The sequence below is a fragment of the Streptomyces cavernicola genome (assembly GCF_029968035.1).
GTDB lineage: Bacteria > Actinomycetota > Actinomycetes > Streptomycetales > Streptomycetaceae > Streptomyces > Streptomyces cavernicola.
Genome location: NZ_JASCIQ010000002.1, coordinates 20,351 through 32,788 on the forward strand (window position 1 = coordinate 20,351; position 12,438 = coordinate 32,788).

The following is a 12,438-nucleotide window of genomic DNA, read 5'->3' on the forward strand; positions in this document are numbered from 1 at the left end:
TGGGGCGCACTCCTTTCCTTCCTTCTCGCCTACCGGGTTAGCTGACGGGTTCGGAACAGGAAGGTTTCCTACGGGCGAAGAACGCCCGATTCACCCCAAGTTGGTGGTTCCCCGGCTCCCTTGCGGGATTAAGCGTGTGCGCACGGAGCCGACTCTTGTGACGGCTGGGACGACCGCGCTGCGTTATCGAACGTTAATAGACAGCGGCATCGGATTCCAAGCCGTTCCGACTGATCGTTCACGACTCTGGCCAAGGCTTTTCGGGACACGAGGGGGCGGAACCGGGCGAGTTGACCCTCCGTCGTACACACGAATCCTCCACGAATTTTCTGACGGTGCGTCATTTGTTATGCGGAGGGCGGCGCTTCACTCACGGACGGTGACAACTGCTCCCCCGCGGCGGGCCTGCGTACGGCGAGCAGCGCCATGTCGTCCGTCATGCCCGAGCCCCCGGTGTGCGCCCGCACCTCCTCGGCCACGGTGCCAAGGAGGGAGTCCGGCGTCGTGAACATCCGCCCGCTGAGCCGGGCCGCCGGGTCGTAGAACTCCCCCGCCTCGTCGCGCGCCTCGGAGAGCCCGTCCGTGTAGCAGAGCAGCGTCGCGCCGCCCGGGAAACGGCACTCGCCCGCGCGGTCCGGCCATATCCCCAAGTCCCCCATACCGAGCGGCAGCGCGGGCTCCTCCGCGGTCAGGAGGCACAACCGCCCACCGGCCGACAACAGCAGCGGCTCCGGATGACCCCGGTTGATGAACCGTACGACCTCCCGCCCGTGCGGCATCTCGGCGAGCACCGCCGTCGTGAACCCCTCGAAGGCGTCGAGGCCGGAGCGCCGGGTGCCCTCGCGGGCGAGCGCGCGCTCCAGACGCTGCGCGACCGCCTCGAGCGTCGCCTCCTGCTCGGCCGCCTCCCGGAACGCGCCGATCACCACGGCCACGGCCTCCACCGCGCCGAGCCCCTTGCCGCGCACGTCGCCGACGATCAGCCGTACGCCGTGCGGGGTGTCCTGCACCGCGTACAGGTCGCCGCCGATGAACGCGTCCGCCTGCGCCGCCTCGTACCGCGCCGCCACCTGCAGCCCGCCGATCCGCGCGGCCGGCTCGGGCAGCACGGCGCGCTGCGCGGCCTCGGCGATCTCGCGCGCGGAGGCGAGCTTCTCGCCGCGCTGGCGTACGACGAAGTTGATGAGGACGGCGAGCCCGGAGACGGTGACCACGTTGATCAGCTCGGTCAGCTCCTGCGGCCGGCCCACCGTCCCGTAGTACAGCTGCAGCAGCACCACGGAGCCGGACGCGGCCACGCCCGTGAGGACCGTGCTGAACAGCCCGAAGAACGGCGCGGCGACGAGCGGCGCCGCCGAGAACAGCGGGGCCGCGGTGAACCTCGGAGGGGTGAGCAGCGCGGAGATGAGCCCGATGAGGATGAGCAGCAGCGGCAGGGCGCGGACGAACGCGTGCGCGTGGGCGTGGGTGCCGGTCCGTTTCCGCTCCGGCTCCGCGCGGGTCCGCCGACGGCGCGGCAGCCCACCGCCACCGGCGCCCCGCCGCGCGCCTCGCGCTCCTCGCTTCCCCACCGGTCGTCTCCTGCCGCGTCCACAGTGTCGGCGGACCACTGCCGCTCCTGTCCCAGGGTTTCCGCAGGGGCCGCGACCAGCGACTCCTGTCGGCCGTACAGGTGACGCGCGCCTCGTGGAAAGGGTGGCGCGAGGGGTCCCTGAGATGGCGTACACTTGTGTTTACCGACGCGGGGTGGAGCAGCTCGGTAGCTCGCTGGGCTCATAACCCAGAGGTCGCAGGTTCAAATCCTGTCCCCGCTACTGAAACATCAGGCCCGGCACATCACATGTGCCGGGCCTGATGCATGTCTGCCTCCCCGCGTTTCCCGTACGGGTCGTCAACAGGCCCACGGAACGCCCCAGTTGCCGCCCGCACGGCTCCCGCGGCCCCGAACGAAGAAGCGCCCGCCCCCACCGAAGTGGAGACGGGCGCTGCTGTGCAGGTCAGACGGGTTTCCCGAAGACCCCCGCGTCGTAGGCCGTGTGGGACTCGAACCCACAACCAATGGATTAAAAGTCGTGGAGGGGGTCGTCCGGGTGGGTCCGGACGGTCCTTCGCTGTCCTCCCGCACCTGTTCAGAGAGGGGGCGGGGTGCTGCTCGGTCCAGGCCGTGACGCGCTCTGACGGCGCATCCGCTCACGCATCGCTCACGCAGAGCGCCCCCGAAGATCGCTGGTCACGCCTGGTTCTGGGAGTCGATTTCGGCGATGAGGGCCTCGATACGGGTCTTGATCTCGTCGCGGATCGGGCGGACGGACTCGACTCCCTTGCCCGCGGGGTCTTCCAGGGCCCAGTCGAGGTACTTCTTGCCCGGGAAGATCGGGCAGGCGTCGCCGCAACCCATGGTGATGACGTAGTCGGACGCCTGGACGGCCTCTGTGGTGAGGACCTTGGGCTTGGCGTCGGCGATGTCGACGCCGACCTCCTTCATCGCCTCGACAGCAGCCGGGTTGACCTGGTCGCCGGGGACCGATCCTGCGGAGCGGACCTCGACGCGGTCGCCCGCGAGGTGGGAGAGGAAGCCGGCGGCCATCTGCGAGCGGCCTGCGTTGTGGACGCAGACGAAGAGGACGGAGGCCAGGGGGGTGGAGGACATGGGAGCCCCTTCAACGCTTCAGGCAGCACTGGTGTCAGTCAGGAATGATGTGACAGTATCAGCCCATGATGACGTCAGTCGACGCTGACCTGATCCGGGTCCTGGCCGACCCGCTCAGGCTGCAGATCGTGACCCTGCTCGCCCGCGAGACCCTCTGCACCACCCACCTCGTCGAGGAGACCGGTGCCCGGCAGACCAACCTCTCCAACCACCTGAGAGTCCTGCGCGAGGCCGGGGTCGTGGAGACCGAGCCGTGCGGCCGGTTCACGTACTACAAGCTCCGGCCCGACATCGTCGCCTCGCTCGCCGGCCAGTTCGCCGAGCTGGCCGAGAGCGCCCGTACCGCCGCCGACAACAAGAGGGCCTGTCCGTGACCCGCACCGAAACACCCACCCCCGCGACGACCGAGGAATCCTCGGTCGTCGCCAAGCTCTCCACACTCGACCGCTTTCTGGCGGTGTGGATCCTGCTCGCCATGGCGCTCGGCCTCGGCCTCGGCCGGCTGATCCCAGGTCTGAACGACGTTTTGGCGAAGGTGGAGATCGGCGGGATCTCGCTGCCCATCGCCGTCGGCCTGCTGATCATGATGTATCCGGTCCTGGCCAAGGTCCGCTACGACAAGCTCGACGCGGTCACCGGCGACCGCAAGCTGATGGTCTCGTCGCTCGTCATCAACTGGCTCGTCGGCCCGGCGGTCATGTTCGCCCTGGCCTGGATCTTCCTGCCGGACCTGCCCGAGTACCGCACCGGCCTGATCATCGTCGGCCTGGCCCGCTGCATCGCCATGGTGATCATCTGGAACGACCTGGCCTGCGGCGACCGCGAGGCGGCGGCGGTCCTGGTGGCCCTGAACTCGGTCTTCCAGGTCCTGGCGTTCGGTCTGCTCGGCTGGTTCTACCTCGACCTGCTGCCCGGCTGGCTGGGTCTCGGTGAAGGCGAGACGCTCGACATCTCGATGTGGAAGATCGCCCTGAACGTCGTCATCTTCCTCGGCATCCCGCTCGCCGCAGGGTTCCTGACCCGCCGCATCGGCGAGAAGAAGCTGGGCCGCGAGTCCTACGAGTCCAACTTCCTGCCGAAGATCGGCCCTTGGGCCCTGTACGGCCTGCTGTTCACGATCGTCATCCTCTTCGCCCTGCAGGGGAAGACGATCACCTCGCAGCCCCTCGACGTTGCCCGCATCGCGCTGCCGCTCCTGGTCTACTTCGCGCTGATGTTCTTCGTCCCGTTCCTGCTGGGCAAGGCCATCGGTCTGACGTACGAGCGCAGCACGACGCTGGCGTTCACGGCGGCGGGCAACAACTTCGAGCTGGCCATCGCCGTCGCCATCGCGACGTTCGGCGTCACCTCCGGCCAGGCGCTGTCCGGTGTCGTCGGCCCGCTGATCGAGGTGCCGGTCCTGATCGCGCTCGTCTACGTGGCGCTGGCCTGGCGCAAGAAGTTCGCGACGGCTGCGTGACCGTGCAGCGCACCGATGTGGTGATCGTGGGCGGCGGCCAGGCAGGTCTGGCCGCCGCCTACCACCTGCGCCGACTCGGCGTGGACTTCGTCGTCCTCGACGGACAGTCCACGCCGGGCGGCGCCTGGCAGCACGCATGGGACTCGCTCCACCTGTTCTCCCCGGCCGCCTTCTCCTCTTTGCCGGGCCAGCCGATGCCCGTGCAGGAGGGCGAGACGTACCCGGACGCGCGACACGTCGTGCAGTACCTCACCGCGTACGAGCACCGCTACGAACTGCCCATCATGCGCTCGGCGTTGGTACGCGGCGTGCACCGCGACGGGGACTTCCTGCGCGTCGAGTCCGAGATCGGTACGTGGCGGGCGCGAGCCGTGATCTCCGCGACGGGGACGTGGTGGCGGCCGTTCCTGCCCGCCGTCCCCGGCCGCGCCGAGTTCGCGGGACGTCAGCTGCACACCGTCGGGTACCGCTCGCCGGCCGACTTCGCGGGGCAACGCATCGTGGTGGTGGGCGGCGGCAACTCCGGCGCCCAGATCGCCGCCGATCTCGCGTACGACACCGACCTGATCTGGGTCACCCAGCGCCCGCCCCGATTCCTGCCCGACGAGATCGACGGGCGCGCGCTCTTCGACGCGGCCACCGCCCGCCGGCAAGCGCTTGAGGCGGGCCGCGCGGACACCGGCGGCGTAGCCGCGCTGGGCGACATCGTGGCTGTGCCTCCGGTGCGGGAAGCGCGGGACTCCGGGCTGTTGAAGGCGTCGCCGATGTTCGTACGTCTCGACCGCGACGGTGTCGTCTGGTCCGACGGCACGCGCGCCGAGGTCGACGTCGTCATCTGGTGCACCGGTTTCCGCCCCGCCCTCTCCCACCTCGGCCCGCTCCAACTCCGGGGCACGCGTGGACACATCGCGACCGAGGGCACCCGCGCAGTCGATGAACCACGGCTGCATCTGCTCGGGTACGGCGACTGGACCGGGCCTGCCTCCGCGACGCTGATCGGCGTGGGGCGCCCTGCGAGAGACGCGGCTCGCGAGATCGCCGGACTGCTCGCATCCGATTAGCTCGGCGTCGTTCACGTCGGCTCCGGGATGCAAGCGGTGGAGAGGTTCCCGACCGCTCAGTCGTGACGTGCGAGCTTGACCGCGGAGACGAGCAGGATCACGGCCAGCGCGGGGATGAGCACTACGTCCGGGAACGCACCGAGGAGGAGACCGCCCAGGACGGCGCCCGCGATGGAGCCGGCGGCCATGGTGACCGTGAAGCGGAGGTTGGCACCGAGGACAGAGAAGCTGCCGTCGCGGCTGTAGCGAGCGAACGCGACCAGCATGGTCGGCAGGGAAACCAGCAGGGACAGGCTTCCGGCGGTTTTGATGTCCTCGCCGAACAGCAGCACGATCGTGGGGATCAGCAGCTCGCCACCCGCCACGCCCATGATCGCGGCCACGACACCGATGCCGAACCCGGCCGCGGCACCGGCGGGTACCTGGGCCCAGAGCGGCAGCGCGAGGGCGGCCAGAGTGGTGGTGTGGGTGAGCACCAGGGCAGCCGCCATGAGGACCATCAGCACGGCCAGCACCCGGTAAAGGGTGGAACTGCGCATGCGCACGGCCCACGATGCGCCTGCCCAGGCCCCCAGCAGGCTGCCCGCCAGCAGGTTCACCGCGACGGGCCAGCGGGCGGCGACGTCGGCGGCCGGGACCGCCGAGAGACGGGCCGGCAGCGCGACCAGGACCACGACCAGGCTCATCGCCTTGTTCAGGATGACTGCCGAGAGGGCCGCGAACCCGAACAGGCCGATCAACAGCGGCAGGCGGAACTCCGCTCCGCCCAGCCCGATCATCCCGCCAAGAACTCCGATGGCCGCTCCCGCGCCGAACACCACCGGCGCTGAGCGAGTCGGCCAGGTAGGGCGGAGGGTCTGGTCCGTGCTCATGACGGGCATCCTGGCCGGTGGAGAGCCTGTACGGCTACGGCGCGCGCTCACCTTCAGGGCATGGCACCGGACATCCGGAGCGGATTAGTTCGGACCTACGAAGCCGTCCGCGTCTGCCCTGCCACCGTTCTCGTGCACACCTGGCCAGGCCGGAGGCGCGGCATCACGAGGATCACTCCGAGGTGAGCAACCGCCCCATCGAGGCAAGCACCGACGGCTCGACGCGGTAGTACACCCAAGTCCCGCGCCGCTCGGAGGTCAGCAGGCCGGCCTCTTTGAGCTTCTTCAGGTGGTGGGAGACCGTCGGCTGGGAGACGCCGACATCGGAAATGTCGCAGACGCACGCCTCCCCGCCCGCGTGCGAGGCGACCGCCGAGAACAGCCGCAAGCGCACCGGATCGCCCAGCGCCTTGAACATCCGCGCCGTGCGCTCCGCTTCTTCAGCGGTGAACGGCCTCTCGGTGAGCGGAGGGCAGCAGGGCGCCACGGACTCCGGCCCCGACCCCGTCTCCGGTTCCAGCAGCGGCAACGCCTTGATGTTCGACATGCATCTATGTTGACACATGTCGAATCAAAGCCGCCAGGGTTGCGCGCTCGTGGCCGACAGGTTCAGAGGCCAGTAGCGGTCGGCGCCTTGCGGACGTGGGCGACCAGCGCGTCGGCCACATACTCCGCGTCGCGCGCCACCCCGCGCAGGGTGTTGGAGGCGAAGGACCGCTGGAATTCGAGGCCGAGGTAGACGAGCCCCGGGTGGGTGGCGGAGATGCCGCCGCTGTGCAGGGGCAGGCCGTGCTCGTCGAGGGCGCCGAGCTTGGCCAGGTAGTCGAGGTGGGGCCGGTACCCAGTGGCGAACAGGGCAACATCGACCGGCTCGCGGCTGCCGTCGCCCCACACGACCTCGTCGCCGTCGAGGGCGGTGAACATCGGGCGGCGACGCAGTCGGCCGGACTCCAGGGCGTCGCGGTAGCGGCCGTTGTCCAGGACGAGGGTGCCGCCGACATAGTGGATCAGCCACTCCGGCGGCAGCTGGTCGAAGCCGCTCGACGTCAGCCAGTGGTGCAGGTCCTTCCCGTCGCGGGTCTGCGGCAGGAAACGGACCGGGTTACGGCTGGCCAAAGTCAACTGAGCTGCTTCGGCAGCTAGTTCGTGGCCCACCTGGACGGCGGAGTTGCCGCCTCCGACGACCACGACGCGCTTGCCCGCGTACGGGGCGGGGTCGCGGTAGTCGGCCACGTGCAGCACCTCGCTGACGAAGCTGTCCCGGCCGGGAAGGTCGGGCAGCACCGGATTGCCGAAGGCGCCGGTGGCGGCGACGACCCCGGCCGCGCCGAGGGTGCGGCCATCATCCGTACGCAGCAGGAACCCCGCTTCGCTCCGCTCCACGGTCTCGACCCGGGTGCGGGTGCGGATCTCTGCGTCCAGGCGGCTGGCGTAACGCGCCAAGTACTCGACGACCTCGTCCCGGTGCGGGTAGCGGTCGCCGTCGCCGCCGAACTCCAGACCGGGCAGTGCACTGAAGCGGGCGGGCGAGAACAGCGTGAGGCTGTCGTAGTAGTCGGGCCAGGAGCCGGTCGCCTCGGCGGATGCCTCCAGGATGACCGGCTGCAGCCCCCGACCGCGCAGCACGTGCGCGGCAGCCAGCCCTGACTGACCGCCTCCGATGATCGCGACGTCGACGTATTCCATGATCCACATCCCTTGTTTCGATGAACGCCTATGTTGACGCTTATCGAAACAGGTGCAATGCTGTCGACACAAGCCATCGACAGTTATCGAAACAAGATTTTCGAAACAGACATCGAGGAGTCGTCGTGAACGCGTCCACCACCCCCGAACTGCCGGTCGTGGTCGTCGGAGCAGGCCCGATTGGCCTTGCCGCCGCCGCCCACCTGATCGAGCGCGGCCTGGAGCCGCTGGTCCTGGAGGGCGGATCGTCAGCCGGGGCGGCCGTGCGCGAGTGGTCGCACGTCAGGCTCTTCTCCCCCTGGGCTGAAGTCACCGACGAGGCCGCCGAGAAGCTGCTCGCCCCCACCGGCTGGACCCGACCTGACGGGGCCGCCTACCCGACCGGCGGCGACTGGGCGGAGCAGTACCTCCAGCCCCTCGCTGATGTCCTCGGCGACCGCGTCCGCTTCGGCGCCACGGTCACCGGCGTCTCCCGCGCCGGACGCGACCGCGTGGTCGACACCGACCGAGAGGACCAGCCCTTCGTCGTGCACATCCGCACCGCCGACGGCCACGAGGAGCGACTCCACGCCCGTGCGGTGATCGACGCGTCGGGCACCTGGACCGCCCCCAGCCCCGTCGGCGCGAGCGGACTGCCCGCACTCGGCGAGCGTGCCGCCGCCGACCGCATCACCTACCGCGTCCCCGACCTCAACGACCCGTCCGTACGGGCCCGTTACGCGGGCAAGCGCACCGCCGTCGTCGGCTCCGGCGCCTCCGCCTTCACCGCCCTCGCCTACCTGGCCGACCTCGCGAAGTCCGACGACGGCACCGGCACGAAGGCCGTATGGGTCCTGCGTCGCGGCATCTCCGGCTCCACGTACGGCGGCGGCGAGGCCGACCAGCTGCCCGCTCGTGGCGCTCTGGGCCTCGCCGCGAAGGCAGCCGTCGACCAGGGCCACGCCGAGGCCGTCACCGGGTTCCGCACCGACGCCGTCGAACGGGACGGCAAGGGACGCCTGGTCCTGGTGGGCGAGGACGGGCAGCGCCTCGAACCGGTCGACGAGGTCATCGTCCTGACCGGCTTCCGCCCCGACCTGTCCTTCCTGTCCGAAGTCCGCCTCGACCTCGACGTACGCCTCCAGGCCCCGGTCGAACTCGCCCCGCTGATCGACCCCAACCAGCACTCCTGCGGCACCGTCTACCCGCACGGCCACCGCGAGCTGTCCCACCCCGAGCAGGGCGTCTACCTCGTCGGCATGAAGTCCTACGGCCGCGCCCCGACCTTCCTCGCCCTCACCGGGTACGAGCAGGTCCGCTCCGTGGTCGCCGCGCTCGCCGGTGACCTGGACTCGGCCGACCGCGTCGAGCTCACCCTGCCCGAGACCGGCGTGTGCAAGGGCGGCGGCCTCCTCACCGCCCCCGAGACCGAAGCCGATGCCGATGCCGATGCCGGAGGCTGCTGCGCACCTGCCCCCGCTCTCGTCGAGATCGGCGCTCCGGCGGCGACCACCAGCGAGACGACGGCTTCTGGGGGTTGCTGCGGCTCGTGACCAACGTCGACATCCACCGCCGTGAGACCGTGACCGGCATCGCACACCGGTCGCGGCCCCGGGCGGCGCTGCCCGCCCTGTGTCTGACCCAGATCACCGGCTGGGGCGTCGTCTACTACGCGTTCCCCGTGCTGAATCCGCAGATCACCGCCGACACCGGCTGGTCGGCGGGCGGGACGACGGCCGCGTTCTCCGCCGCGCTCTTCGTCTCCGCCGTCGCGGGAATCCGGGTCGGCCGCATCCTCGACCACCGTGGCCCGCGCACCGTCATGACCACAGGTTCGGCCATCGGCGCAGCGAGCCTGATCGTCGTGGCCACCGCCCCCAATCTCCTTGTCTTCGCTGCGGGTTGGCTACTCGCCGGGCTCGCCATGGCGTCGACCTTCTACCAGCCGGCCTTCGCCGCCCTCACCCGCTGGTGGGCCCCCGACCACGTACGCGCCCTCACGATCGTCACCCTCGCCGGGGGCCTCGCCTCCACCGTCTTCGCACCCCTGACGGCCACGCTCGCCGACCACCTGTCATGGCGAGCCACCTATCTCGTACTCGCCGCGATCCTCGCCGTGGTGACCGTCCCAGCCCACGCCTTCGCGCTGAAGGCTCCCTGGCCGCAAGCACCGTCTGCCACCACCGAAACCGGTGGCAGCGCTCAACAGGCCGCCCACAGCCGCCCGTTCCTGCTCCTCGGCGTAGCCCTCACGATCTCCGCGTTCGCCATGAGCGCCGTCGTCATCGCACTCGTACCGCTCCTGCTCGAACGCGGCTACACCACCGCCCAGGCGGCATGGGCCCTCGGCCTCGGCGGCGCCGGACAGACCCTCGGCCGCACGCTGTACGAGGGCCTCGCCCGCCACACCAGCACCACCGCGCGCACCGCGGCCCTCATCGCACTCGGCGGCCTCACCACCGCCGCACTGGCCTTCACGCCAGGCCCGTACGGCCTGTTGATCGCCCTTTCCGTCCTCGCCGGCACCGTCCGCGGCAACCTCACGCTGCTCCAGGCCACCGCCGTCACCGACCGCTGGGGCACCACCCACTACGGCCGCCTCTCCGGCCTCCTCGCAGCACCCACCACCACGGCATCGGCCCTGGCCCCGTTCGCGGGCGTCGCCCTCGCGCTGCCCCTGGGCGGATATCCGGCGCTGTTCGCCGTACTCGCCGTGCTGTCTGTCCTGGCCGGAACCATCGCTCTGGGCACCTCATGGCCAAGACGCGTCTGACACTTCGAGACAGCTCCATCTCGTCACTCTGTGCTGGCTCCCATGCCCTATCAGACACCCGGCATAGGCAACTCTTTTGCGCGACAACACTCGATCGTGTGCATTGTCGATCCTTAGCGCCGCCCGTCACCCGGCGTGCCTAGCCTCGCACTGTGCCGAAGAAGTCTCCCATCGGATCGAAGATCTACAAGATGCTGGCCGAGGCCCGCACGATTGAGCCGTACCCGGTCTGGATGACCTGGGAAGGCGTTGCCGGCGAGGTATATGGCTACTCGTTTGAGACGCGCAATGCGCAGCAATGCGTCAGCAGACTGTCCTCGGTCGGCGTCGTGCGCTACACCACTGGCCGCACGGCAGGTGCGAGGATCTGGCCCACCGATGCCGAGCAGTGGATGCTGCTGCAGGTGAGGCGGGTGTTCACCGGTGCCCTGATCGCTGTGGACAGTCCTCGTTACCGGCCGCCGACGAGAGATGAGGTCCTGCAGGGGTTTGTCCAGGGCCTTCATGACCCAGAGGTATGGGTGAATCTCGGTGAGGTTGTTGCCCTGGTTAATCAGAGCTGCAAGACATCGTTCGACGCCTCAGAGGTGATGTGGTGGCGCTTGGGCCTGGAGAGGCGCCGCGAGCAGGAGCGGAAAGTCTGCCTGCGCCGCCTTGGTGTCGCGATGAGCAGGCTCCGTACGGAGCGGGAACGACAAGAGGTTGAAGCGCGCAAAGTGTGGCTCGGCCCGTGGCGCGTGGATCCTGAGCGGCTGACCGAGTGCCCTTGTTGCCGCCAAGAGATCGCAGCGCCATCCGTGTTCGCGCAGGACGTCCGCGCAGGGTAAAGCGAGCACCCACTGCTGTTGGGCTGGGGCGTCGGGGGCCTGCCCCTTGTCAGCCTCGGCGTTCGGCGTCGTCGGGCGGGCGATGTCGGCCCAGTTGTCATCGCTGAGGTGGCTAGCCCAGCGCCGCCTTGCAGAATTCGACGAACGTCTGCCACGCGACCGGCGGGACGGTCACCTCGCCGCGCGTGCGTGTCTTCGTGTCCCGGATGCGGACCCTGCGCGGGTCGTTGTCGGCGACTTCGACACAGCTATCCGTGTGCGTGTAGCTACTGGTGCGCCAGTTCGGCGTCTCCGCCATCTTCCCGTCACCCTCAGCGGTTGAAATGGTCAAATGCTGCCTGGATCAGCTTCCGTGCAGGCTGGCCGTACACAGCAAGCTGCCTGTGCAACTCGAACGCCTTCATGTAGGTCTCGATCTCGCCCGGCGCCGTGACGGTCATCTCCGCGGAGAGGGTCTCGACCATGACGAGCTTGTCGTCGAACATGGCGAACCCGTGTCCGACCCAAAGCCCGAGCTGGGCGTCGCGGGGGACGATGCCCAGGCTCAGCCTGGGAAGCGACATCACATTCATCAGTCGGTCGAGTGCCCCTCGCATCACGCCCGCTCCGCCGTGGTTCGAGTAGAGAGCCTGCTCCCCGAGCACCACGTTGAAGATCCGGTCCCCCGCTGACAGGTACCCCTGGCGCTCAAGCCGCTTCGCCACGGCGGCTTCCGTGTCTGCTGGCGTTCCGTACAGGTTGGCCGCTTCCTCAAAGATGGCCTCGGCATAGGCAGCCGTCTGGATGGTGCCCCAGATGACGTTGGGCTCGTAGATGCGGAAGATCTTGGTTCGCTTGTAGAGCGACAGCGACTTCTTCTGGCGCTTCTCGGCACCCTCTTGGAGCTGCCGGCGCCACTCCAGCCACAGCTCGTCGATATGACGGAGTGTCGCAATGAGGTCGTCGAGGACGGCCTCGCGCCCGGTCAATTCGCACCAGACGCGGAGGTCGTCCTCGCTCGCGTTCTGCTTGCCAGTCTCGATCCGCGAGACCTTGGACTCCTGCCAGCCTGTGGCCTCGGCGAAAGCCTTGCCGCTTCGGAATCCCGCGTCCTTGCGGAATCCACGCAGCCTGGTGCCCAACGCCTCTCGT

The 12,438-nt window shown here is 69.3% G+C and carries 13 protein-coding genes, 1 tRNA gene and 1 riboswitch; of the genes, 7 read left to right on the forward strand and 7 right to left on the reverse strand.

Annotated elements, in window-relative coordinates; all coding sequences use genetic code 11:
• Positions 1–11: 11 nt before the first annotated feature.
• A riboswitch (cyclic di-AMP (ydaO/yuaA leader) is annotated at positions 12–145 on the reverse strand.
• A gap of 202 nt (positions 146–347) precedes the next feature.
• Positions 348–1,571: a PP2C family protein-serine/threonine phosphatase gene (locus QIS96_RS01810; RefSeq protein WP_282540540.1), complete on the reverse strand. Its 1,224-nt coding sequence runs from the start codon at positions 1,569–1,571 to the stop codon at positions 348–350.
• 169 nt (positions 1,572–1,740) lie between these two features.
• Between QIS96_RS01810 and QIS96_RS01815 the strand changes: the two genes are divergently transcribed.
• A tRNA-Met gene (locus tag QIS96_RS01815) sits at positions 1,741–1,814 on the forward strand.
• Positions 1,815–2,230: 416 nt separating this feature from the next.
• On the opposite strand, the gene QIS96_RS01820 is transcribed toward QIS96_RS01815, so the two are convergent.
• Positions 2,231–2,650: an arsenate reductase ArsC gene (locus tag QIS96_RS01820; protein WP_282540541.1), complete on the reverse strand. Its 420-nt coding sequence runs from the start codon at positions 2,648–2,650 to the stop codon at positions 2,231–2,233.
• A 65-nt stretch (positions 2,651–2,715) separates the two neighbouring features.
• Between QIS96_RS01820 and QIS96_RS01825 the strand changes: the two genes are divergently transcribed.
• From QIS96_RS01825 to QIS96_RS01835, 3 genes are read left to right on the forward strand one after another with little or no spacing between them, the layout of a single operon-like run.
• Positions 2,716–3,024, forward strand: coding sequence for an ArsR/SmtB family transcription factor (locus QIS96_RS01825; protein ID WP_282540542.1), 309 nt, complete (start codon positions 2,716–2,718; stop codon positions 3,022–3,024).
• Positions 3,021–4,109, forward strand: a complete 1,089-nt coding sequence (gene arsB / locus QIS96_RS01830) for an ACR3 family arsenite efflux transporter (RefSeq protein WP_282540543.1) — start codon at positions 3,021–3,023, stop codon at positions 4,107–4,109. The genes QIS96_RS01825 and arsB overlap by 4 nt, the downstream gene beginning before the upstream one ends.
• Positions 4,106–5,170 (forward strand): ArsO family NAD(P)H-dependent flavin-containing monooxygenase, encoded by a 1,065-nt coding sequence (locus QIS96_RS01835; RefSeq protein ID WP_282540544.1) that lies wholly within the window; start codon positions 4,106–4,108, stop codon positions 5,168–5,170. Before arsB ends, QIS96_RS01835 begins: the two co-directional genes overlap by 4 nt.
• Positions 5,171–5,226: 56 nt before the next feature.
• Here the strand turns inward: QIS96_RS01835 and QIS96_RS01840 are convergent, their stop codons facing one another.
• The 3 genes from QIS96_RS01840 to QIS96_RS01850 all read right to left on the reverse strand — a co-directional run bounded on the left by QIS96_RS01840 (position 5,227) and on the right by QIS96_RS01850 (position 7,728).
• A complete protein-coding gene (locus QIS96_RS01840; protein WP_282540545.1) occupies positions 5,227–6,042 on the reverse strand; it encodes a sulfite exporter TauE/SafE family protein in 816 nt (271 codons plus the stop codon).
• Between the two features lie 172 nt (positions 6,043–6,214).
• Positions 6,215–6,589 (reverse strand): ArsR/SmtB family transcription factor, encoded by a 375-nt coding sequence (locus tag QIS96_RS01845; RefSeq protein ID WP_282540546.1) that lies wholly within the window; start codon positions 6,587–6,589, stop codon positions 6,215–6,217.
• A 62-nt stretch (positions 6,590–6,651) separates the two neighbouring features.
• Positions 6,652–7,728: a flavin-containing monooxygenase gene (locus QIS96_RS01850; RefSeq protein WP_282540547.1), complete on the reverse strand. Its 1,077-nt coding sequence runs from the start codon at positions 7,726–7,728 to the stop codon at positions 6,652–6,654.
• A gap of 125 nt (positions 7,729–7,853) precedes the next feature.
• Between QIS96_RS01850 and QIS96_RS01855 the strand changes: the two genes are divergently transcribed.
• From QIS96_RS01855 to QIS96_RS01865, 3 genes are all read left to right on the forward strand, one after another.
• Entirely contained in the window at positions 7,854–9,260 is a 1,407-nt protein-coding gene (locus QIS96_RS01855; protein WP_282540548.1) for an NAD(P)-binding domain-containing protein, read from the forward strand.
• Positions 9,257–10,480, forward strand: coding sequence for an MFS transporter (locus QIS96_RS01860; RefSeq protein WP_282540549.1), 1,224 nt, complete (start codon positions 9,257–9,259; stop codon positions 10,478–10,480). Before QIS96_RS01855 ends, QIS96_RS01860 begins: the two co-directional genes overlap by 4 nt.
• A 152-nt stretch (positions 10,481–10,632) precedes the next feature.
• Positions 10,633–11,307 (forward strand): hypothetical protein, encoded by a 675-nt coding sequence (locus tag QIS96_RS01865; protein ID WP_282540550.1) that lies wholly within the window; start codon positions 10,633–10,635, stop codon positions 11,305–11,307.
• A gap of 112 nt (positions 11,308–11,419) precedes the next feature.
• On the opposite strand, the gene QIS96_RS01870 is transcribed toward QIS96_RS01865, so the two are convergent.
• On the reverse strand, positions 11,420–11,605 hold the full coding sequence (locus QIS96_RS01870) for a DUF397 domain-containing protein (protein WP_282540551.1): 186 nt from the start codon (positions 11,603–11,605) through the stop codon (positions 11,420–11,422).
• Between the two features lie 13 nt (positions 11,606–11,618).
• Complete coding sequence (locus tag QIS96_RS01875) at positions 11,619–12,428, reverse strand: helix-turn-helix domain-containing protein (RefSeq protein WP_282540552.1); 810 nt, start codon at positions 12,426–12,428, stop codon at positions 11,619–11,621.
• Positions 12,429–12,438: the final 10 nt, after the last annotated feature.

What these genes read in the sequence shown, in the direction of transcription:
- QIS96_RS01825 (WP_282540542.1), top strand. Translation starts at nt 2,716, where the DNA reads ATGATGACGTCAGTCGACGCTGACCTGATCCGGGTCCTGGCCGACCCG.
- QIS96_RS01845 (WP_282540546.1), bottom strand. Translation starts at nt 6,589, where the DNA reads ATGTCGAACATCAAGGCGTTGCCGCTGCTGGAACCGGAGACGGGGTCG.
- QIS96_RS01870 (WP_282540551.1), bottom strand. Translation starts at nt 11,605, where the DNA reads ATGGCGGAGACGCCGAACTGGCGCACCAGTAGCTACACGCACACGGAT.
- QIS96_RS01820 (WP_282540541.1), bottom strand. Translation starts at nt 2,650, where the DNA reads ATGTCCTCCACCCCCCTGGCCTCCGTCCTCTTCGTCTGCGTCCACAAC.
- QIS96_RS01840 (WP_282540545.1), bottom strand. Translation starts at nt 6,042, where the DNA reads ATGAGCACGGACCAGACCCTCCGCCCTACCTGGCCGACTCGCTCAGCG.
- QIS96_RS01850 (WP_282540547.1), bottom strand. Translation starts at nt 7,728, where the DNA reads ATGGAATACGTCGACGTCGCGATCATCGGAGGCGGTCAGTCAGGGCTG.